This window comes from Deltaproteobacteria bacterium IMCC39524 (genome assembly GCA_029667085.1).
In the GTDB taxonomy this organism is placed as follows: Bacteria; Desulfobacterota; Desulfuromonadia; order Desulfuromonadales; family BM103; genus M0040.
This window is the reverse complement of record JARUHJ010000012.1, coordinates 1-21,415: the sequence shown is the minus strand read 5'-3', so window position 1 is coordinate 21,415 and position 21,415 is coordinate 1. Positions and strand designations below refer to the sequence as shown.

The following is a 21,415-nucleotide window of genomic DNA, read 5'->3' as shown; positions in this document are numbered from 1 at the left end:
CAAGTGCCGATATAAACCACCGCAAGGAAAACAGCAAGCAGGAATATTATGGAAGGGATAAGCACGTAAAAATCTAAAAACATGCGCATGCAATCCTGGCGAAACTTAGTGGCTTTTTCGGTAAGTCCGAGCATAAGCACCCCCGAAGAGTTGACGTATTGTAAACAAGGTTAGCACTATAGTGGAATGATGCAATTCGATATAAATTACGGCCACCAAGGGTCGAACCTTGGTGGCCATAGTTTTGTCTTCCTAAATGTCTCTATCAATAATAGAGGCGGATAGTTATGTTGTTAAATCAACAACCTCTGCGCTTAAAAGATGATTCTTCATATATTGCAGGCCAGCATCCATAGACGACGAGTATTTATATCTTGTGCTCTGACCAATAGGTTCTTTATCCTTTGCTGTAAATATAAAATAGAGTTGTTCTGTTGATGTCGTGTTGCGAATGTAACATGCCTCTTCGGTGGAGTTCCTTTTGATATTTTCAACTGCTGCCACAACTTCTGACATATTCTCGAAAAAAATACTTACGAACATTCCATCGCAGGGTAGCCTGAAAACAAAGTAGAACTCATCGCTCCCGGCACTTCGTATTTCTATTTTTGATATGTCTTTGCCCGTCATCATTTTTTATTTTCTTTGTGTATTAGTTAATTAAGGTGAGATATCCATTTTGTCCTTTTGAGTAATGACCACTAGGACAAAGATTATCTGGTGCTAAACTACCTTCTTCAGATTCATATTTCTTACGCTTACACATATCAGATAACGCTCCTAGACAATAACTTTGAATTATGACTTGGTAGTGTTTGCCAAAGTTATCTTTGAACTTAGCGAAAAAGGGACACCGCTTCATCTTTTCACAACCCATAGCAACCTCCTTCAAAGGGGTTAGAGGATTGCTCTCTAGTGGGTGCTGAAAAAAAATACACCCACCTCCGAATAGAGAAAGTGGGCGTGAAATTGTTACTTCCCACCCTCTTCGGTGGCTCGGCTATCCATTATGGACCCGTGGCTTTGCGTCACCGGATTACTCCGGTTTTGCCATTGTCGGAGAGCACATTAACTTCTTATAAGTTTAGGCGAAATTTAAAGAATGTCAATCTTTCAAAGACTTGTTGGAACAAACCCTGATAGCAAAAGTTGTATGCATCAAAAGCTTCCTGAATGTCCCTATAAAAAGAAGCCGTTTTTCTTCTCGTAAGTCGTGACTTATAAGAACGTTTTTTCCGCAAGTCGAGATATTTGATATGATTAGAGCCATGGAAGGTCTGCCCAAATATTTCATGACTTACAATGGAGGCTCTGATGGCTGATGAGGTCTTCGATTTCGAGAAACTGCACACCCGCTACAGGCCGAAGATTCACAGATACTTGTGTAGACTGGCGGGAGAAAATGAAGCTGAGGACCTCTGCCAGGAGGTGTTCGTCAAGGTCGAAAGGAATCTGACCTCTTTTCGCAATGAAGCACAGCTCTCCACATGGCTCTATCGGATCGCCACTAACAGTTTCTACGACCGATTGCGCAGCCCCTCCTTTAAGCAAAAAAGCAAAGAGGATCCAATTGGAATCGATGACAATACCCTTGAAAAGCGAGATTTTACTACTCAGCAGCAAACGCCCGGAATCGACCAGCAGGTTATCCGTGATGAAATGAATGCCTGTATTCGGGGATATATCGATCAACTCCCAGAGAATTATCGGACAGTGCTGCTGCTCAGCGAAGAAGAAGGGTTCAAGAACAGAGAGATCGCGGAGATCTTGCAGGTCAGCCTCGACAACGTCAAGATCCGTCTCCACAGGGCCAAAGCCAAGCTAAAAGTCAGCTTACAAGGCAACTGCAACTTTTATCTAGATGAACGTAGCGAAATTTCCTGTGATCGCAAACAGAAGCGTGACAGAGAATAGTGAGCTGTCACGCCTGTCATAGTTTTGTCGTGTCTCCCTTATAACAGAAAAATTCTCGCCAAGCGTATCCATTCACCTTCCACCGCCGTCTATTAAGACAGAAGGGAGGTGATATCCATGACCATAACTGAAATTGCCGAATACTGGTGGCTGCTGCCTTTGTTGCTTATGTTCTTTTGTTGCTTTTGGAAGGGCGGTTGTTGCTGCGGTTCTGGTCGCCATTATCGAGACTCTGACCAAGGCAACGATCAGTCACGTTAAACTCTACGGTAAAAAATGAAGAGATAGCCAGCCAATATTTACCAGTGCGTTTTAACCAACATTTAATACAGTGCAAAACAACGATTAAGGAGAAAAATTATGACTGAAACGACACAACAGAATGACAAAACAAGCAAGTGCAGCGAGAGAGATGAAAAGCAGGCCTGCTGCGAACAGATGTTTACGATGATGCAAAAGTTTATGGGTGACGGAAAGGGCGGTTTTGATTGTGCTGATATGATGGAGAAAATGGGCTGCAGCACACCGCAAAAGCCATAGTAATAAATGAATCACCTCAAATGGCCACCAAGGATCATCTCCAGGTGGCCATAGTTTTGTGTATTAAAGAGCTTCCTGTGTACATCTATCAAAAAGAAGCCAGCTTTCGTCTAAGAAGTCATAATGATATAGGCATGTTACTAATAAAACTCTTCATCTCTTCCACAGAGAAACCACGCAGTGTCTGAGTGCGCACGTTGCCGAGCGAACCAACCGTCAGATTCGCAGTCATTGCAGCTTCCTCGTCGCCCTCCACGATAACCACCATGTCGTAATTACCCTGAGTATAATAAACACTCTTGACCGTACCACCCTGAGCTTCCACCAATGCCTTAAATGATTCAAAACGCGCTGGAGAATCCTTTATGTTCCGAATCCCCTGATCGGTGAAGTTTATAAGTGTAATAAACGTTGCCATAGTCTTCCTCCTTCAGTAATAGCTGCGCTCTGGTAGTTGCTATGAATCGCCACCAGTGTTCTAGGCACTCCCATGTTTGTAACTCTGCTTTTGATATCACCTCCTTCTGCATATGGCAGAAGGTCATAAATAAAAAGGCCGACTCCACCATAAGGGTTTAAATCCTTCGGCAGTTCGGCCATCTTCGTGTCGTTTTTGAGGGGGTAAAGATCCGCCACTTTCCGTCCCACTCTTGCGAGAAGGTTGGCTTTGTCGGGAAATAGTTTAGCTATGTTCTTTACGTTAGCTCTAAAAGTAAGTCTGTCAAGATATCTTGTTTCTCCTCCTAGATCGCTTCGAGGAGCTCAGATTGGCAGAAATGCAAGATTCTTACTGACCCTGACAAATAAAAAAGGCCACCTGGTAACAGGTGGCCATAATTATGTGAATAATCTGTCTCTTAGGGGAGCTTACGCAAACAATCAGTCTAGATATAAACCTATTTAGCTCTCCCGGTATAAAAGTTTGGGAGGAGCAGTCAGTACATTCTCTGGTTGCTGTCCACGTTATAACCATTTGGGCCAAGGTCAGCAAGCGGGGTAGATCCCATGTCCTCCTCATAACCTTTGCGTCGGCAGACATCATGGAGGTCGCCTTCGCAGTAGGTCTCAATGAGAAGTTGATGCAGCATGTTATTGTTAGGATTTTTGTTATATGTGCGATTAAACGCACATGCTTTAGAACGGTTACACATAAATAAAGCTCCGAGGGTGGATTTATAAAATATAGTTAACAGCTGTTTTTTAATTATTATTTAGCTCAGGCGAAATGCAACTTAAGGGCCATAAGTAAGCAATCTTAAGCGGTTATAATTGTTTTTTGTGAGGAGGAATGGCTTGCATCGTTTCAAATGTTGCAAGCTATTAAAATCACTGACAAATAGTTCTGGTTGTTGGGCTTTTTTTTATAATTGGCTGGGCCTAACAATGATTTGGTCCCAGGAAAGGTTGAATGGAGAGGGAATGTGGTGCGGTATATCACTGTAGCAACAGAAGTAATTTCACACAGGCTCTTTGAGGTTCTCAGATAACCCGATATTTGAGAATGGGTTTAAGGGAGAGATAGCGTTCAGCGGTAAAGAGGAGATATTTACTAAAAGTCCTCTCGCATTGTTTTGATGATAAGAAGTGGCAAGTTTGAGGTGTTTACTAGAAACCCTGATAAATAAAAACGGCCACCAAGGATCGTCCCCTGGTGGCCATAGTTTTGTGTATTAATAAGCTTACTGAATACCGCGATCAATAATAAGCCGGTTTTCTTCTCATAAGTCGTGACTTATGAGAAAGATGGCAATACCTATGCTTCAAGAACTGTAAAGGAAATTGTTTCGCCGTGAGCCAAGTCTTCTGATTCGGACCTAATACCCCCATGATAATTACCTAAATTATATTTTTCAGGTTATTCAGTCTCTCCTTTATTTCTTTAGGATGCTGACAAGCGAAAGATAAATCCGTTGATTAAGTAATGGCCCATATTGAACTATTTGTCTCAGCGCTTTAATCTTGAAGGTCGGCCCGCCGGCGATGTAGGTCAAGACTAATCTGTGCCTCTTCTACAAGCTCCTCAATCCTATTAAGCCTAAATGGTTTTTGCACATAGGTAATCCCAAGCTCGCTTGCTTTTTTCATGGCTTTTTCCGGGAGGTTTGCTGACATTAAGACTCTATTTTCCGGAGGTGATTTGCAGCCTCGTCTTAATAAGCTCTCAAAAAAATGGAGGCCTGTCATGTGTGGCATGGAAAAGTCGACAAAATAACCGTCAGCACAGGCAACATCATTAGAGCATTGTGCTTTTTGACAGACAGGCTCTGCTAAGGGATGCTCAGCACAAACTACTTCGTGCCCCATGCGCGTAAGATGTATACAAAATAAATTTCTTATTTCTTCGGAATCATCAATGATGGTGAATCTGAGTTTCATAAAAAGCCCCCGACCTTTAACCATCAAATTTGCGAGATCGACAATTCAAACAGAAATTGTAATTTTGAAAGTTGTATTAAGTTTTACTGAATGTGCATGCAAAAGGAAAGATGGCAAAAAACACTATTAAATAACTACTTTTTGTAGTTGTTTTTGGGTGCGCTTAATAGTTATTCATTTGTCAAAAGGAATGTTCTAAGAGATGTTTCTGGGCATACCTCTAGCCTTTTCCTAATGTTTTGTCTTTGGACGGCTATTGTGGCGGGAGATAAATTTAAATGGCTTGCGATCTCTTTTGTAGTCATACCCTGTTTAATGAGGTTGGCAACTTGGATTTGGGCAGGAGTCAGTTTTGAGATATGGTTCGTAAGTCTTGGCAAAAACGGGGAGATAATATGGTTCAGGTTTGACTCAAGAATATCCAGAGATTTTTTTAGGTTATGGTCTGATGCTTTGTTTTTTAGCCTCCTCAGTGTAGGCATTAAAAGTTTCTCGACGTTAAAAAGGACATTTTTTTCAAGCTGTTCTTTATTCTTTTCCTGCTGCTCTATCAAGACTTTTAAGGCTATGTTGGTTTCCTCAAGACTCTTGTTTCTAAGGCGTAATTCTTTTTTAGCGTTCAATAAGTCTAACTCTGATTTTTTTCTCTCTGTGATATCGTGTTCGATAGTCAGAATAACCGGTGGTTTGTTAGTAAATTGTACATAGCTAGCATGAACCTCGACAGGGAATATAGAGCCATCCTTGCGGACATGATCGGTTTCTATCTTTAATTCTCCTTCTGTGATGATTTGTTTTGTTCTTTCTCTACATATCCGTTTTCCTTCCTTATCATCCAAGAGAATAACGGGCTTACCTATCATTTCCTCACGTGTATAGCCATGCACTTCACAGGCGGCGTTATTAACATCAAGTATTGTTGGAATGCCACTGGATGTGGGGTGGAGTAACATTACATACCCTTTTGCCTGTTCAAAAAGAGCTCTGAACAATTCCTCTCTATCCCGAATTTTATCTTCAGTCGCCTTGCGTTGGGTTATGTCTTGGAAGGTAACAAAAACTTGGTATGGTTTGATCTCTCCTTGGCGAAAGCTTGGTATAGCATTGGCAATAAGCCAAACAAAAGATTCCCTTTTAGGGTTGTAGACGCCCATTACGGCTTCCCTTACCGGGAGTCCTGTACGCAAGGCCACCATTGATGGATGCTGTTCTGGAGGAAGGTCTGTTCCGTCTTCATTGATAACTTTCCAGTCCGGGGAGAAAAACGTGCGCCCAACAAATTGTTCACGGTCCAATCCAAGCATTTCAAGTGCTGCAGGGTTTGCATCGACAAGAGTGCTATCCGCAAGTTGCGTGACAACACCTTGGGCCATGCCCTCAACAAGGATTTCATAATGACGTTGATGCTCAGAATGTTTTATGCCCATCTATTTTCTCCTTGATACAGCTTTGTTTTTATCCATCAAGATGTTAAGTAAATAAACTTTAAGCAGATGACTTCAGGTCACACATCTGTGAGGTTAATCATAATTATGTTAGGAAAGTGTTAGTATCTGGAAGCTAATGTGAAAACCTTCTTGTCCATTAATGTCTGACTGTCTTTTCAGGTTAGGAATGGCTCCAAATTTCCTATAAATGTTCCTCTTGCTTTTTAACGAAATGAATACTGTGATTGGAAGTAATTTTTGAACTACTGACAAAAACAAAGGCCACCAAGGATCGTATCCTGGTGGCCATAGTTTTGTGAATTAAACAGCTTCCTAAATATCTCAATAAGAAGCGGTTATTCGTCTAATATGTCGTAATTTTTAACAAAAGACCCTCTGTCTATGTTGGCGGAGGGGCTTTAACGCATTGCGCTTAAATACCTCATAACTTATTGCCGGACACGCATGGTTCCATCCTGCGATCTCAAGACTCTTACACGGTCTCCGTCCTGAAAATTAACGTCGGCCTCTTGAACTACAGCGATAATCTCACCATTATCCAACTCAACGGTTATTTCTTGGCCCTGTACAGTTGTGGCACTTTTTTCAACAGCAGATCCGGTCACTGCTCCGGCAATTGCACCAGTTGCCGTAGCCAACCTTCGCCCCGTTCCTCCTCCAATGGCGCTTCCGGCGATCCCGCCAAGAACGCCTCCCGCAACGGCACCAGCACCAGATTGTGTCCCTTCAATGGTCACAGGTCTTACCTCAAGAACCGCACCGAAGAAAACCTGGTGAGAGATGCGGGCCTGGTCGCGAGAATAGACTTGTCCCGAAGTGCTGGGAGGAGCGCAGCCAGGGAGTGCGACAACAAACATGAACAGTGTGAAAACAGTAAGAATACAGTTTTTAATAGTCATAATTTTTCTCCTCTCAGAAGTAGTGATTTACAGGAATGTCAGATTGGATTTTATACTACAGCTATCTGTAAACAGGAAGCTCAAGAGTAAGTGCAACAAGTTACTAAGTTTGGATTGCTTTGCCCCTATATGTTTTAAAGCCAGCCATCAGTTGATCGCGCAGAGCTTGTAGCCCGGAGCTGATCGAGACTTTGTAACGATGGGGATTATGGAGACTCACCGCCCCATGGGGCAATTTTCTTAACTGCTCAGCACAAAGGTCGGCGCTGGACGCCAAAGTTGGCAGGACATTAACTATGTCTCCCCCGTTCATAAAAACATGTCTTATGTCTTGGCAGCTGACGCGATCAGGAACTTTATCGCAGCGGCCTGGGTTTGTGGGATCATAGACCGTGTCGCCCTCCTCAAGATTCTCATCCTCCAGGCAAATGACATCCTGAACAAAGTTTCCAGTCTCGTTCAGTAACCGAAGAATTTTCTTACGGTCGGGAAGGGTGGCCTTAGTGATATCCGAGGTTACTTTGAGTCGCGGTTTCCCATCGTAGCGGACCAATTTGTAGATACCACCCAGGGCTCCACCACCTTCTCCGCCTGCGGTGGCCAGGTTGGTCCCAACGCCATAAATGTCAACACGCCCGCCCTCGTTGCGAATAGAATCTATCACGTACTCGTCCAGTTCATTGGAAGCAACAATTTTGACGTCGGGAAAACCTTCATCATCAAACATACGCCTTGCTTCTTTGCTGAGATAAGCCAAGTCTCCCGAGTCGAGCCTGATACCTTTCAGCTCATGTCCCCTTTCACGAAGTTCTTTGGCCACTGTTATCGCATTGGGGATACCACTTGTGAGGGTGTCATAGGTGTCAACCAGGAGGATTGTTTGGTTGGGAAATGCCTCGGCATAAGCCCGAAAAGCCTTCAGCTCATCGTCAAAAGCCATAACCCAACTGTGCGCATGGGTTCCCTTAACCGGGATGCCGTAAACTTGGCCTGCCAAAACATTACTCGTACTGCGGACCCCACCGATGAAAGAAGCTCGCGCTACACTCAAAGCTCCGTCAGGACCGTGCGCACGCCGCATGCCAAATTCGACAACCTTGCCTTCCTTTACGGCCTGCTTGACACGCGCTGCTTTGGTAGCAATCAGGGTTTGAAAGTTGATGACATTAAGAAGGGCTGTTTCTACAAGCTGGGCTTCTGCCAGTGAACCCTCAACGGTCAATAGCGGTTCATTGCCAAAAACAATTGTTCCTTCATCCGGTGCCGTGATGTTGCCGCAGAAGTGAAAGTTACGAAGGTAGTCAAGAAAGTTTGATCGGAAAATACCAAGACTCTTAAGGTATGCGATATCATCATCGCTGAACGCAAGCTGCTCTAAATAACGCAGGGCCGGTTCGAGACCTGCGAAGACGGCGTAGCTACCGTTGAACGGAAGCTTTCGGAAGAAAAGATCAAAGCTGGCCTGTTTTTCGTGCATGCCGTTTTCATAGTAACCAGCAAGCATGGTTAATTCGTAAAGATCTGTCATTAAGGCAGAATAGCTCATGTGCCTTCCTTGGCGGCCAAGTCAAACAAATCAGAGAGCAGTCTCCAGTTCCGCAGCACTTAGGACAATTTCGATCCTGACGGTTTTTATTTTCTCCAGCATCATCTGTGCTCCTTTGCCTATGGGTGCTTTATGCGTTGTCAAAGAAGATGCATGTTTAATGTGAAGTATACTCAGAATTGAGGAACATAATAGCAGATCCAAATATTAGACATGTGTCTTTGATTCTTTTCTGTCGCAAAAGAATCAGGGGGTTGGGATATGTCTTCGCAGCTAGTAAGTCAAAGTTGATTCTGCAAGTCTTTTTCACAAACTTGAACCTTGCGAAAGGATATTTACTGTTTATCCTCCAGCATTGTTTTTGTGCTTTTGAATTGCCCAAATATGAAATTCTTACTGGTCCTGACAAACAGGAAAGGCCCGCAAGGATCGAATTAGATTACCCGTTCACCTTTTTAACAGTTCAAGCAGGTTTTAAACAGTTGAACAGTTGTTACATGTTGCAAATACTCCAAAAAAGGAGACAAGTTCTGTTCGCATATAAACTGTTTTGAAACCAAAGTAGGTAAAAAAGTTTAACCAATTTCTTTAAAAAAAAGCACCTTCAGTGGATTGTTTCATCTCTATTCACATGCGATATTTATGGTCCGAAATCGTTCCGGAAACCAAACAAAGCGAAAGCAATCCCCCTGGCAAAAAAACCACTCTTTCTGCTAACCACAAACAGCCATGAGGTCGTTGATGAATAGCCACCAGAGACACTCTGCACTACAAGTTAATTTCGTGTGCCCAAGTTGCATACAATCTTTTACCTACGACACATACGACCTGAAAGTCGGCAGAGCGATTATCTGCCCAAAATGTCAAATTCATTACATCTGCGGCACCAAAGAACTTTTTACAGCGCTCAAGCACATCGGCCAGTTGGCCAGATGACAGAAGGAAGATTAATGATGGACAACGAATGGTATGAAAAGAAACCGATTCGCAAATGGCATCAGATGTCGGACGTGGAAAGGCGTCAGGAACTGGAAATGATCAGTCGTAGTCAACTCTCCAAGGTGGCGATCCTGCTTCTTCAGCAGGGGCTCCAGAAGATCATATGAAGAGGGGGGCGTGGGGCTTAGAAATCGAGGACAAAAGATTTCTGCTTTTCTCTTCATTTAACTTACGCTCTAGACCATCAGGAAATGTCTGACAGTCTGGAATCATGTTTAAGAACAGTAAGTTAAGCAGCTACAAAGTTGATTTATAAAAAAATCCACATAAAAGGAGATTGAATTGTGTACCAAGAATCCATGAAACGGCTTGCCTTATTCATTTTCGTGATTTCAACAGGTTTTTTTCTCACCGCTTGCGGTGGTGGTGGCGGTGGTGATAGCAGCACATCGAGTGATGTCTCAGCGACCACCCCAAGTTTACAATCATCCACGGTTACGGGGGTACTGTCCACTCAATCGAGTGCGATAACCAAACTCATTGATTTGGTCACTCCGACTGCCGCAATCGCTGTTATTCCGGCGACCATATATCTCGACGATTCTTCAAATCCAGTTTTCCCGAATGCCCAGGATCGCTTCACAATCAGCAATGTCGCGAATGGTGATCACTCGCTGTATATCCAGATGGGCGACGGTACGGAGATGGAATTTCAATTCCGAATGGCTGCCGGTCGCGGACTAGATTTCGGCACCATGACTCTGGCAAACGGTCAGGTCCGGACCTTTACCGGTTTCAATGGGTATCATTTCGGTTGGGTCGATGAAAATGGCGATGGCTTCAATGACAACTTTGCGGATGCTGACGGTGACGGTGTGTGTGATCAAGGCTATCACTACTCCGGCTATACCTACCGTATGGACCTGGGGTACAGCGATACCAACAATGATGGACATAATGACCTCTTCATCGATGCAGACGGCGACGGCAGCAACGACCTGACTGGCCGCTCCTATGGATACGGTTTCGGGCTTATTGATGAAGATAACGATGGGATCAATGACCGTTTTGTAGACGAAGATGGTGATGGAATCTGCGATCTCACTGGCATGCCTTACCAACATCCTTTTGGCTGGAGTGATGATAACAATGACGGTATGAATGACAGATTCAGGGATGTAAATGGCGATGGAATTAACGACATCACTGGAATCCATTATGTGGGAATACCGGGTTGGGCTGATCTAAATGACGATGGTTTAAACGATTTCTTTGCTGATGCAGACGGCGATGGGATGAATGATATCGGGGCTGTCATAATGCCCTACGGCCATGGATATGGCTGGGTTGACGAAAATGGTGATGGCGTCAATGATCGCTTCATTGATGCTGATGGCGATGGTCTCAACGATCTCGCCAGTGGGCCTTTCGCTGGACAGAGTTCCTGCTACGGCTACATGGCAAGTTATCAGGATGCTAACGGTGACGGGATTGATGATGTCTCCGGCATGCCCTTCCGGCATGGTTTTGGCTGGGTCGATAATGACGGCGATGGTATCAATGATGTCTTTGCCGACGCCGACGGAGATGGCGTTAATGATTATTTCGGCTTTCGTTATGACGGGGGCGGATACCACATGAGCCAAAACTTTAACAGTCCAATGGGTACTCAGAACCCTACTTGGCCGATGGGGCCTGGTGGGGGCGGGATGATGAACTTTTAACGATAAAGCCCTCTCAAGTGAAAAGCTATCAAAACATGTTTACAGAGTAAGCAGTTCTAAATCAATCACAACAAAGCCCCGTCGAAACCTGGCGGGGCTTTGCTTTAAAATCATAATTTTTAGGAACTTTGTTTAAGCAGGTAATTTGCAGGCTTTCAGTGAAAGGGTGTTTACTGGAAATCCTCTCGCATTGAATTGCCACGCTAAGATTGGCTAAATTGCGAAATTATTGTTACCCCTGATTTTTAAAAATGGTTTTTGGGTGTAGCGGGTGTCTACTGATGGAAGGAGTAGAGTTCTTATAAATCCTACTGCATTGCTTGGCACGTATGAAATCGACAAATTTGAGTAATTCTTACAACCCCTGACATATGAGAAAGTTTTCGACTCTATCGGTAGACAACACTTCAAAGAGTGTTATGAATTAAACAACTCTGCTGCCTTTGCTTTTCCTTCCTTTTGAGGCACAGAGATTTAGCCTCACCACACCCCCCTGTGAGTGAGGCATTTTTTTGTCCTATGCCGGCAACAAAAAAAAGGCCACCCGCTTCCAGGTGGCCATCATTTTGTCGTCTTAAATGTCTCTATCAATAAGAAGCCTGTTTTCGTCTCATATGTCGTGCAACTGACACACTTTCTAACGCCATTGAACTGAGCGGCGGATCACCTAAACGTGTAGCTTCTGAATATTTTTCGAGAAGCAAGGCCGTGTATCCCGTCCGCCCCTCTTGCGATTTGTTATGCTTACTCCTTGTGGCGCCAACATTAGCAACGCCGTGAAGCCTTTTTCTGCCACCACATGGAACCTCCGCAAAGCGTTACTGTAAGGAGTGCAATCGCCCATTTAGGGATGGTGAGGGTGCTAGCGCCAAATATTCCAATGTAAACGGCAAGCATGGGTGAGCCACAGCAGCCGGCAAGAAAACAGCCTGCGGCAGCGAGTCCAGCTGTCAATATCGTCCCTCCTGCTGCGCCTGCTGCTGAAGATGTGGAACGGCAGGCCATGAATAACATGAACGACCATGCCGAAAATGCAGCGCCGAGGGCGTAAGAGGCACCGAGAAACACATCCCCATTTTCAAAGTAGCCAGAAAGGGTTGGTGACGGCCCGCAACCGGGATCACTGACTACCAACAGGTATAGAAGGTGTATGGTGAAAACGGCGACAAAGACTGCCGCTGGGATGAGTTTTTTCATTGAGGCCTCACAGGTGGATCAATATTGGGCGTAACATGGGTTGAACAAGCGAGTACGCTTCATATGCACTCGCAGGCAACCTTTGAGGTTTGTGTCTCAAATACTTAATGCTGCGAGATAATCAAGTTAAGACTGTTGTATATCGAAAAATAAAACCCGGGTTAAGGCCATTTTCTGATCATAACAAAACAGGCTACCCGTAGTTCATCGGATAGCTTATAGATAATTGATCATATTCCCCATGGATTCTCACTTACCAAGGAACTGTCACACTAGGCAATATACTATATATATACTTTAACTGTCTTATAAGTTATGTCAGCGGCAAATGAGGGCTGAAATCAGCTTCTGCGTACGATTCTTATAAACCCTGCATTCCAGTAAAAAAGGCCACCAAGGATCGAACCCTGGTGGCCATCGTTTTGTGCAATAAAGAGCCTACTGAATATCTCGATCAATAAGAAGCCGGTTTTCTTCTCGTAAGTCGTAAAAAATAAAAAAGGCCATTTGTTTACAAATGACCATAACATCAATAAAAAGTAGAAAAAATTCACTGCAAAAACTATTTTCTAAATAGAGACAACATAATTGATGTGACTCTTAGCTTAACCGGACCAAAGCCTAATATCTTAGATATAAACCCAGCTTGTGTTTTTGGTCCAATAAGAGCAACTATTCTGTGTGCAACTCGAAGCTCAATTGTTAAATCAATATCTTGCAAGCCTTGATGCAAGACTCGCAATAAACTTTCACGCTGCCGCCTCTCGACAAATGGCTTTTTAAAAGGATACTGAGCCCAAAGGCTTGGGAGAACAATTGAAACTACTCCATTTTGAGCACCCACCGAAATCTCTTTACCGCTCTTGTCACTAAGAGATAATTGTGCAGTGACATCCAAAGGCATAGTCATCGAATCCTATTTTCCTTTTGCAGTATCTCTTGTTCTAATTTTTAATGTTCCGTTAATTTTCCAGAGGGCATAGTTTGATTCATCTCCTGTTCCCGTAGGAATAGAGATTTCCATATTGTCGAACTCGTAAGATATTTCAGCTCCTCGGCCTGTGAGTTTATCATAGAGCTCAATCGCCATATCTGACCATTCTTTCTCTGCCATAACAACCTCCTTTGTTTTTTTTAACATCATATTTACATCTATCTTGTTTACTTCTAATGTCAAGTCTTGATCATTTTAAAACTTCTGTAATATAAAAAGCCCCCAATCCTAAGATTGAGGGCTTTCGTGTTTTATAAATGGTGCAGTCTAGGAACACCTAATTCCCCGAAGACTGAGTGGCCACTTGTGGTTAAAAAGTTCTCAAAACAGGAGGGGCAGAACCAGCGCCCCTGGCAGGAGGATATTTACACCGCCCCCAACGTTCCTGACCAATCAACGCCCAAAGTATGCTGTTAAAAAGGCCCTACCTAATACACCCACACCAAACATATTAAATTGGCAAACAGCAGGTGTGGTCTCAGCATCAATTGGTAGTGTCTCAACTGGTAAGGCAGAAACGCAGAAAACATAACGATGCTTGCCGTGCCCGGGCGGTGGTGCTGCTCCACAGAAGCCGGCAAAACCTGCATCACTTTTTAGCATTTTTGCGCCTTCAGGAAGCAACAAGCCGTCAGGGTTACCTGCGCCAGTGACTAAAGAGGTGATAGAGGCGGGTATATTGTAAACAGTCCAGTGCCAGAAACCACTCACCGTTGGGGCATCTGGATCGTAGCAGGTTACTACAAAGGATTTTGTGCCTTCTGGAAAGCCTGACCAACTGAGCGAGGGTGAGATGTCTTCACCGCCATCAACACCGAACGCCTTACTTAATTGCGGTGGCGGCATAGTGCCACCATCCTCAATATCTGTAGAAGTAACGTCAAATAATGGAGCTTCAGGTAGTGAGTCATAGGTATTGTAGCTAAAGGGTACAGTCATGATGATCTCTCCTTAAATTGCAGTGTCATTGAGAAGGAATCACTTTCAGGGGGTTGGGGCACTCACCCCGAGTGGTCAATTTGGAGATCAGTTTCATTGCGAAGTGTAGTCGAAGCAGTATTCTTGTCAAGGTTTGACCCAACTTCATTATCAATGACGTGAGTGTCTAAACGAGCAAAGTTGGCTACTTTTGTTTGGTGAATAGAACCGATTATCAGATGTCTTGAGTTTTAAGAACGGATTTCAAGCAGGCAGGGAATGTGATCCTTTCGAGCGGATATTTACTGAAAGTCCTCTCGCATTGTTTGGCAAGTCTGAAATTGGCTTAAACGCGAGATTATTGAATACCCTGATAAATAAAAACGGCCTCCAAGGATCGAACCCTGATGGCCATAGTTTTGTGTATTAAACAGCTTCCTAAATGTCTCTATCAATAAGAAGCCGGTTTTCCTCTCATATGTTGTTAGTTATAGGAACAAAACCAAAGTTTGTTACCTTCACTGTCCAGGAAACTTCCGACAAATCCAGTTTTGGTTGGTTCCACATCATCGGAAATAGTTACACCGCGCTCTTTGAGCGTCTTTACAAGAGTGCGGGCATCATCCACTTGTAAGGTAATCCGTGGACTAGGCTCCGAACTCGGCTCCGCATACCAATCCTGCTTGAGCAATAAGATCGTCTCGCCGAGAAGGTATCCGTAGGGTTCTCCAGGGTGGTTGGCGGCAGGCAGGCCGAGCACCTTGCCGTAAAAGCTGTCTGCTCTTGCTACGTCAATTACGGGCAGAGCAACTGCCTTGACACCTAGAAACGCCATACTTTTTTGGCTGAATTCTGTCATGTTGGAATCCCTTTATTTTGTTTTTTATTTTAGATGTTTATGTGTCTGCTAATTATCTTATCACTTATTGGACTTGTGTCATGTTCACTCAGGGCGCTGATCAAATTTAAGAATGACGCATTAAGAACGTGAAGGCAGTTACACTTTGACAAATTAGAAAAGGCCACCAAGGAACGTACCCTGATGGCCATAATTTTGCGCGTTAAAGATGTTCCTGAATACCTCCCGTTGTGCCTTCCAAAAAAATTACATAATCTGTGATTGTTGTTCGATGGCCGACAAGACAATAGCCACGGAAAATTTATCCTCTGGGAGAGGCTCAATCGTCTTGCCAACTATTTCACTAGCCTTACTTGAAAAGCCTGGGTAATAGCCTTCTACAATAATGTGGAGTCTATAGAGAGGTAGTTTTAAAACTTTTGCCAACTGAGGGAGGTCTTTAAGTGGAACCCTAACATCACCATTTTCAATATTAAAAATGATGCTAGGGTCAGTGTAGCCAAGAAAGCTTGCGATGACACTTGGGTGAAGGTTAATTTTGTGCCTTGCGTTTTTGAGTTGTTGACCAACCATGCGGTATCGACGACAAGAACCCTGGTAGCCCATGATTACCTCCAAGGCTACCTAGTTTATCGCAGTACTAGAAAGTTCCAACCTAGTCTGAGAAATAAGATTGGCCACCCGTTTTCAGGTGGCCATCATTTTGCGGATTAGAGAGCTTACTGAATACCTCTATCAATAAGAAGCCGGTTTTCTTCTCGGAAGTCGTGATAAACAAGAAAACCATTCATTACCTTTCTAGTCATATTTAACGGTAAAACAATAAACAAATATATAAAATTTTCTTGACAGGTAAAGTCGTCTTTCCTTATCTTGATAACGGTTTTCAATTTCACTTTTTAGGAGAAGTAAATCATGAAGTTTATTAAGTACCTTGTGACATCCTTAGTTTTAGCTGTTTTTGTTGTAGGCCCTTCTCTAGCTTTTGCTGATGAAATCGTAGTCTATTCAGCTCGTAAAGAGCACCTCATCAAACCGCTCTTCGATGAGTACACAAAACAAACAGGAACTAAGATTAACTTTGTCACTGATAAGGCAGGTCCTTTGCTCCAGCGCCTTAAGGCAGAAGGTAAAAATACTAAGGCAGACCTGCTAATCACTGTTGATGCTGGCAACCTCTGGCACGCAGCGAATGAAGGATTATTGCAGGCTGTTGATTCGGAAGTCCTCAAAAAAAACGTCCCACTCAACCTACGAGACAAGAACAATCAATGGTTCGGCCTTTCAAAACGTGCCCGCACAATCGTCTATAGCACTGAACGCGTTGCGCCTAAAGAATTGTCGAGCTACGCCGCGTTAGGTGATGAGAAGTTCAAAGGCAGGCTCCTCCTGCGAACCTCTAAGAAGGTTTACAATCAGTCTTTAGTCGCGATGATGATTGCAGAATATGGAGAAGAAAAAACAGAACAAACTGTTCGCTCATGGATCGCAAATCTAGCAGCCGATCCGTTCTCAAACGATACTAAAACCATGGAAGGAATAATAGCTGGTCAAGGTGACGTTGCCATCGTCAACACCTACTACTTTGGGCGTCTGTTGCGTAAAAACCCCGACCTAAAGCTGGCACTCTTTTGGCCGAACCAAAACCAAGCTGGCAGTGGTGTCCATGTTAATGTCTCAGGAGCAGGCGTAACAAAATATGCGCAAAATAAAGAAGCAGCCATCAAGTTCCTTGAATGGCTTTCTGGTAAGCAAGCTCAAAACCTGTTTGCCGATGCCAATCTGGAATATCCAGTTAACCCAGAGGTCTCCCCAAACAAGGAAGTCGCCGCTTGGGGCACATTCACAGAAAGCCCTTTCAACTTGACGCAAGCGGGTGCTTTGCAATCACAGGCAATCCGCCTGATGGATCGTGCAGGATATCGGTAATTTCAAAATCTACCTCTCGTTGATCTTGATGGCGCCTATGTCAGGCGCCATCAAGAAGCTGTAAGCAGTTAGGTTAAGTTGAAGAGCACAAGTTAACAAGTAGAGGAGAATTGTTTTGCATTGGTCTACTTTCATCATAAAGCAAACAGACGAAAAGAAATGCCTAGCATCTTTTCTTGCCTGGCAAGCTGCTGAAGTGGTTGCCCAAGCCAAACCGGCCAATCTTATCAATATTCTCGACCGTGAACTGGCTTGCGGACGCAACATGTCGTCTCTTTGGGAGAAACACAAAACATCAGTCCTGAAAGACTCAAAAGTTTTAGGCCTGGAGTTAAAACAAAAGAATGATCGACGGCTTGTCTTGATCTATAACCCAGTAGAGTTGGAAAAGGTTTTGTTTAGGAGACCAGTACAAAAAGCGCTAAAGCAGTTGGGCTACGAATATGAAAATGTCGATGAGGCACTTCGTCATCTTCAAAAGAAAATGCAAGGAGCTGGTTTTCCACACGAGATAGGATTTTTTCTAGGCTATCCCATCAAAGACGTTTACGGCTTCATGGGTTTATGTGATTTACCTGTCTCCGGGAACGGCTCCTGGAAAATGTATGGGAAAGTAGAATCTAGTCTGGCTGTATTGAATGAGCATATTGCCGCGCGTGAGGTCGTGATTGATGCGCTATGTACAGGTGACAATCCTATGGCCCTCATAAAAAAAGCGGCCTGAATTCAATCGGGCCGCTTGAGTTAATTAACTTTCTAAATTACTGCCACTTGATAGCATCGACCGGACAAACATCATCGCATTCACCGCAATCGGTACAGGTCTCCATCTCGATCTCGTGCACCTCACCCTGCTCGCTGATTGCTTCAACAGGACATACCGGCGCACATGCTGCGCAATTTGTGCATTCGTCAGTAATGAAATGAGTTCCCATGTTCGACCTCCTCTGAAGCTGATTTTTTTTGCTTTCCCGTAAGCAAGTACCATTTATAAAGCCATACCATATAGCTTAAAATGGAATTAAAACCGTAGCAGTAGATTTGATAATTGCAAGCCGTCTCGTTTCATGGCAGCTACTAAAGTCTCAAAGCATATTCAGGTAGAACAATCCTGTTCGGATCGCTTTTTTTGTAAATCCTTCTCCTGAATTTTGTTTTACAGAATGATGACTATTAGTGGGCTTTTTATAATGGCTGCAATATAGGAAAAGACCACCAGGATTCGACCCTTGGTGGCCATCATTTTGTGGATTAAAGAGCTTACTGAATACCTCTATCAACAAGAAGCCGATTTTCCTCTCGGAAGTGGTGACTTCTGAGAAACATCCCCAGCGCCGAACATATTGGAAAATAAAGCCCTTCTCCAAAATTGACAATTGAAGACTTCCCATACATAATGAAACGTGTGAATACATATTGAAATGAGGATTGTATGGAAAAAGACACCTGCCAAGTCAACGTTATAAACAAAGACAAAGTCGAGCTAGCACAAAAAAGCATGCCAGATTCTACAACTCTGGCTGAAACAGCAGAGGTCTTCAGTCTGCTTGGGGATCTTTCTCGTATCCGCATCGTTCAGGCCTTGAGTACAACAGAATTGTGTGTCTGTGACCTAGCAGCCATTCTGGAAACATCATCCTCGGCGGTTTCTCACCAACTCAGACTATTGCGTACCAAAGGCATTGTGCGCTTTCGCCGGGAGGGGAAAATAGCCTATTACTCGCTGGCTGATGAGCATGTACATCAGCTTCTTTCGCAAATGATCGAGCATATACAAGAATGCTAGGCTGCAAGTTTACAGCCTTCATTGGAAGAAGAGCCACATGTACAACGTAATAACAGGAATTTTATTTGAATGTTGGGATATCCTGAAGGAGGCGGCCCCCTATGTCCTCTTCGGCTTCTTTGCTGCGGGTATTCTCAAAGCACTCATACCTGAAGACCTTGTTGCAAAACACCTTGGCCAGAACGGCACTCGATCTGTACTCAAGGCATCATTGTTTGGCATTCCCCTACCTCTCTGCTCATGTGGTGTAATCCCTGTGGCAATAGGTTTGCGTAAACAGGGAGCAAGTAAAGGTGCCACAGCATCATTCCTTGTATCAGTGCCTGAGACAGGAGTCGATTCCATTGCCATTACCTGGGCACTACTTGATCCACTGATGACAATCGTACGCCCAATAGCTGCATTCATAACGGCTGTGGTCACAGGGGTTTTCATCAACATGATTCCAGACACGAAAGAGATCAAGGCAACTTCCCCTCAAGAAGGTTGTGAATGTTCTTCTCTTTCAAATAGCGAAGGAAAAGATTTGCCGCAAAAAGAATCCCTGGGGAGCAGAATTGAAAAAGGGTTGGTTTATGCCTTTTCAGGCCTCCTGAAAGACATTGGAGGCTGGCTGATGCTCGGTATAGGAATTGCCGGGATTATCTCCTTCTTTGTGCCCGTTGGATTCGTTGAGCAATACCTCGGTGGAGAATACAGTTCTTTACTGATCATGCTTGTTATTGGCATCCCTTTGTACATTTGCGCCAGTGCATCAACTCCAATTGCTGCGGCTCTGGTACTTAAAGGTCTCTCCCCAGGCGCAGCCTTAGTCTTCTTGCTTGCAGGCCCTGCCACCAATGCCGCAACGATGACAGTGGTTGCGAAGCACCTCGGCAAAACGGCTACCGTTGTCTACACCACTGCAATAGCGATTTGTTCTCTCGCTATGGGTTGGGTTGTTAATCGCATCTATTCATGGGCTGGAATTGATGTCATGTCTTGGGTTGGTCATGCTGATCACACCACCGAATCATTAGTTTATCCTGTATCTGCAATCTTTCTCTTGGTCCTATTGCTCAAGAGTTATCTCCCAGAAAAAACATCTGATGAATCAGGCTGTGGCTGCCACGAACAACCGGGGGGAGGATGACGCCCTACTCTTAGCTGACAGTTTGTCAGTTAACATCAAAAAAGTTCGTTTGCTTGTAAACTTTTTATTTTTTAATTCGTCATAGAAGTGACAACAAACATAAGGAGGAAGAAATGTTGAGACTACTTAAAGTATTAGTTGTTGTTGCGGTACTACTCTTTAGCACACTGACGTTGAGCGGGTGTGGAATCTTCCACCCATGGTGTCATTCACATCATTCTTCAGACTGTGAACACAATCACTAACGAGAATTTTTAGATTTAGGAGGTTCTATGAAGAAGGTCGCATTCATTTTGATCTTGGTTTTATTGTTAGCGTCAACGACGGCCTGGGCATGTTGGAATTGTTATGGGCACCGTCCTGATACTTCCTACAGCAAAACGAAATCTTTCCTTGAAATCGAAAATAAATACTCAGAGCGGTTGGATAAACTTGAAGAGGACCTTGAGTTGAAACAACTGCAAATTTACAAATTGCTCGACAACCCGGAATCCACGGTAGGTCAGGTGACAGCTAAAGAGCAGGAATTTGACTCAATTGAATCAGAGTATTTTCAGTTGATTGATGCAATGAAGCAAGAGATGACAGATCAGGGAGTACGGCCTAGACATAACAGACACCCCGTGAGCCAACATAACCCCAAAAGGGGTCATGACCGCCAACCATACGGCATGCATGGTTACGGCCCTGGTAGTTGTTGGCAATAAAGCTATAACCTGAACACCGTTGGAGAAAACAAAATGCACTCACATTCGATAGGCAACTGGTTCTGCGGCCCAGAAGGATTGTTGGGCTTTCCGTTCGGCGGGGTTTTTCATCTTATCTTTGGTTTAGTATTCCTGATGCTCCTGTTCACGCTGTTTCGTGCCATGTTCGCAAATAAACAACACGGCACTTTTACAACAGGAAGCAGTTCTTCTGCCTTATCAATTCTTGAAAAGCGTTACGCTTCTGGAGAAATTGATCAACAAGAATTTTTACAAAAGAAGAAGGATTTAGAGAAATAATTGTAGGAACTGTTTAAGCAGGTAAGTCACAGGCTTTCAGTGAAAGGGTGTCTACTGGAAATCCTCTTACATTGTTTAGAGCGGTAGGTGTCAAGATAGTTGTCGCCTTTTCTCATTATGCAGCTTTGGAGCATAGGACCTCTTCGGGGGGCCTTTTCCGATCAGGGTTGAGCCGAACAACTTCGATTGGCTCCCAGTTCCGTAGTT

26 protein-coding genes and 2 riboswitches are annotated in these 21,415 nt (G+C 44.0%); of the genes, 10 read left to right on the top strand and 16 right to left on the bottom strand.

Annotated elements, in window-relative coordinates; translation table 11 throughout:
- Positions 1-285: 285 nt before the first annotated feature.
- Both P9J64_17205 and P9J64_17200 read right to left on the bottom strand, forming a co-directional pair.
- Positions 286-633 carry a hypothetical protein gene (locus P9J64_17205; protein MDG5470056.1) on the bottom strand — a complete coding sequence of 116 codons (348 nt, stop codon included), beginning with the start codon at positions 631-633 and terminating at the stop codon, positions 286-288.
- A 19-nt stretch (positions 634-652) separates the two neighbouring features.
- Positions 653-877, bottom strand: coding sequence for a hypothetical protein (locus P9J64_17200; protein ID MDG5470055.1), 225 nt, complete (start codon positions 875-877; stop codon positions 653-655).
- Between the two features lie 110 nt (positions 878-987).
- Positions 988-1,062: riboswitch (cyclic di-GMP riboswitch) on the bottom strand.
- A gap of 252 nt (positions 1,063-1,314) precedes the next feature.
- Here P9J64_17200 and P9J64_17195 point away from each other — a divergent pair.
- Positions 1,315-1,914: a sigma-70 family RNA polymerase sigma factor gene (locus P9J64_17195; protein ID MDG5470054.1), complete on the top strand. Its 600-nt coding sequence runs from the start codon at positions 1,315-1,317 to the stop codon at positions 1,912-1,914.
- A gap of 360 nt (positions 1,915-2,274) precedes the next feature.
- On the top strand, positions 2,275-2,454 hold the full coding sequence (locus tag P9J64_17190; GenBank protein MDG5470053.1) for a hypothetical protein: 180 nt from the start codon (positions 2,275-2,277) through the stop codon (positions 2,452-2,454).
- Between the two features lie 118 nt (positions 2,455-2,572).
- Here the strand turns inward: P9J64_17190 and P9J64_17185 are convergent, their stop codons facing one another.
- The 7 genes from P9J64_17185 to P9J64_17155 all read right to left on the bottom strand — a co-directional run bounded on the left by P9J64_17185 (position 2,573) and on the right by P9J64_17155 (position 8,723).
- Complete coding sequence (locus P9J64_17185) at positions 2,573-2,872, bottom strand: GYD domain-containing protein (protein MDG5470052.1); 300 nt, start codon at positions 2,870-2,872, stop codon at positions 2,573-2,575.
- On the bottom strand, positions 2,848-3,054 hold the full coding sequence (locus P9J64_17180; protein ID MDG5470051.1) for a hypothetical protein: 207 nt from the start codon (positions 3,052-3,054) through the stop codon (positions 2,848-2,850). Before P9J64_17180 ends, P9J64_17185 begins: the two co-directional genes overlap by 25 nt.
- Positions 3,038-3,130, bottom strand: a riboswitch (cyclic di-GMP riboswitch). It overlaps the preceding gene by 17 nt.
- A 259-nt stretch (positions 3,131-3,389) precedes the next feature.
- Positions 3,390-3,542, bottom strand: a complete 153-nt coding sequence (locus P9J64_17175) for a hypothetical protein (GenBank protein MDG5470050.1) — start codon at positions 3,540-3,542, stop codon at positions 3,390-3,392.
- A gap of 865 nt (positions 3,543-4,407) precedes the next feature.
- Complete coding sequence (locus P9J64_17170; GenBank protein MDG5470049.1) at positions 4,408-4,830, bottom strand: response regulator; 423 nt, start codon at positions 4,828-4,830, stop codon at positions 4,408-4,410.
- A 170-nt stretch (positions 4,831-5,000) separates the two neighbouring features.
- On the bottom strand, positions 5,001-6,257 hold the full coding sequence (locus P9J64_17165) for a PAS domain S-box protein (protein ID MDG5470048.1): 1,257 nt from the start codon (positions 6,255-6,257) through the stop codon (positions 5,001-5,003).
- A 449-nt stretch (positions 6,258-6,706) separates the two neighbouring features.
- The gene (locus P9J64_17160; GenBank protein ID MDG5470047.1) at positions 6,707-7,177 is read right to left on the bottom strand and encodes a glycine zipper 2TM domain-containing protein; all 471 of its coding nucleotides are present in this window, start codon (positions 7,175-7,177) and stop codon (positions 6,707-6,709) included.
- Between the two features lie 103 nt (positions 7,178-7,280).
- Positions 7,281-8,723: a nicotinate phosphoribosyltransferase gene (locus P9J64_17155; GenBank protein ID MDG5470046.1), complete on the bottom strand. Its 1,443-nt coding sequence runs from the start codon at positions 8,721-8,723 to the stop codon at positions 7,281-7,283.
- 950 nt (positions 8,724-9,673) lie between these two features.
- Between P9J64_17155 and P9J64_17150 the strand changes: the two genes are divergently transcribed.
- Positions 9,674-9,829, top strand: coding sequence for a hypothetical protein (locus tag P9J64_17150; protein MDG5470045.1), 156 nt, complete (start codon positions 9,674-9,676; stop codon positions 9,827-9,829).
- Between the two features lie 177 nt (positions 9,830-10,006).
- Positions 10,007-11,386 (top strand): hypothetical protein, encoded by a 1,380-nt coding sequence (locus P9J64_17145; protein MDG5470044.1) that lies wholly within the window; start codon positions 10,007-10,009, stop codon positions 11,384-11,386.
- A 765-nt stretch (positions 11,387-12,151) separates the two neighbouring features.
- Here P9J64_17145 and P9J64_17140 read toward each other — a convergent pair.
- From P9J64_17140 to P9J64_17115, 6 genes are all read right to left on the bottom strand, one after another.
- Positions 12,152-12,583: a hypothetical protein gene (locus tag P9J64_17140; GenBank protein MDG5470043.1), complete on the bottom strand. Its 432-nt coding sequence runs from the start codon at positions 12,581-12,583 to the stop codon at positions 12,152-12,154.
- A gap of 562 nt (positions 12,584-13,145) precedes the next feature.
- Positions 13,146-13,493: a hypothetical protein gene (locus P9J64_17135; protein MDG5470042.1), complete on the bottom strand. Its 348-nt coding sequence runs from the start codon at positions 13,491-13,493 to the stop codon at positions 13,146-13,148.
- Between the two features lie 6 nt (positions 13,494-13,499).
- Entirely contained in the window at positions 13,500-13,697 is a 198-nt protein-coding gene (locus tag P9J64_17130) for a hypothetical protein (protein ID MDG5470041.1), read from the bottom strand.
- Between the two features lie 273 nt (positions 13,698-13,970).
- Entirely contained in the window at positions 13,971-14,516 is a 546-nt protein-coding gene (locus tag P9J64_17125; GenBank protein MDG5470040.1) for a YbhB/YbcL family Raf kinase inhibitor-like protein, read from the bottom strand.
- 463 nt (positions 14,517-14,979) lie between these two features.
- Entirely contained in the window at positions 14,980-15,330 is a 351-nt protein-coding gene (locus P9J64_17120) for a VOC family protein (GenBank protein ID MDG5470039.1), read from the bottom strand.
- A 270-nt stretch (positions 15,331-15,600) separates the two neighbouring features.
- A complete protein-coding gene (locus tag P9J64_17115) occupies positions 15,601-15,960 on the bottom strand; it encodes a helix-turn-helix transcriptional regulator (GenBank protein ID MDG5470038.1) in 360 nt (119 codons plus the stop codon).
- Positions 15,961-16,269: 309 nt separating this feature from the next.
- Between P9J64_17115 and P9J64_17110 the strand changes: the two genes are divergently transcribed.
- Both P9J64_17110 and P9J64_17105 read left to right on the top strand, forming a co-directional pair.
- Positions 16,270-17,283 carry an extracellular solute-binding protein gene (locus P9J64_17110; GenBank protein ID MDG5470037.1) on the top strand — a complete coding sequence of 338 codons (1,014 nt, stop codon included), beginning with the start codon at positions 16,270-16,272 and terminating at the stop codon, positions 17,281-17,283.
- 115 nt (positions 17,284-17,398) lie between these two features.
- Positions 17,399-18,007 carry a DUF3793 family protein gene (locus tag P9J64_17105; GenBank protein MDG5470036.1) on the top strand — a complete coding sequence of 203 codons (609 nt, stop codon included), beginning with the start codon at positions 17,399-17,401 and terminating at the stop codon, positions 18,005-18,007.
- A gap of 37 nt (positions 18,008-18,044) precedes the next feature.
- Here P9J64_17105 and P9J64_17100 read toward each other — a convergent pair whose 3' ends face one another.
- Entirely contained in the window at positions 18,045-18,218 is a 174-nt protein-coding gene (locus P9J64_17100) for a 4Fe-4S binding protein (GenBank protein ID MDG5470035.1), read from the bottom strand.
- A 497-nt stretch (positions 18,219-18,715) separates the two neighbouring features.
- Between P9J64_17100 and P9J64_17095 the strand changes: the two genes are divergently transcribed.
- The 4 genes from P9J64_17095 to P9J64_17080 all read left to right on the top strand — a co-directional run bounded on the left by P9J64_17095 (position 18,716) and on the right by P9J64_17080 (position 21,208).
- Positions 18,716-19,069 carry a metalloregulator ArsR/SmtB family transcription factor gene (locus tag P9J64_17095; protein ID MDG5470034.1) on the top strand — a complete coding sequence of 118 codons (354 nt, stop codon included), beginning with the start codon at positions 18,716-18,718 and terminating at the stop codon, positions 19,067-19,069.
- Between the two features lie 37 nt (positions 19,070-19,106).
- A complete protein-coding gene (locus tag P9J64_17090; GenBank protein ID MDG5470033.1) occupies positions 19,107-20,201 on the top strand; it encodes an SO_0444 family Cu/Zn efflux transporter in 1,095 nt (364 codons plus the stop codon).
- A 272-nt stretch (positions 20,202-20,473) separates the two neighbouring features.
- The gene (locus tag P9J64_17085; protein MDG5470032.1) at positions 20,474-20,908 is read left to right on the top strand and encodes a hypothetical protein; all 435 of its coding nucleotides are present in this window, start codon (positions 20,474-20,476) and stop codon (positions 20,906-20,908) included.
- Positions 20,909-20,941: 33 nt separating this feature from the next.
- Positions 20,942-21,208 (top strand): SHOCT domain-containing protein, encoded by a 267-nt coding sequence (locus P9J64_17080; protein MDG5470031.1) that lies wholly within the window; start codon positions 20,942-20,944, stop codon positions 21,206-21,208.
- Positions 21,209-21,415: the final 207 nt, after the last annotated feature.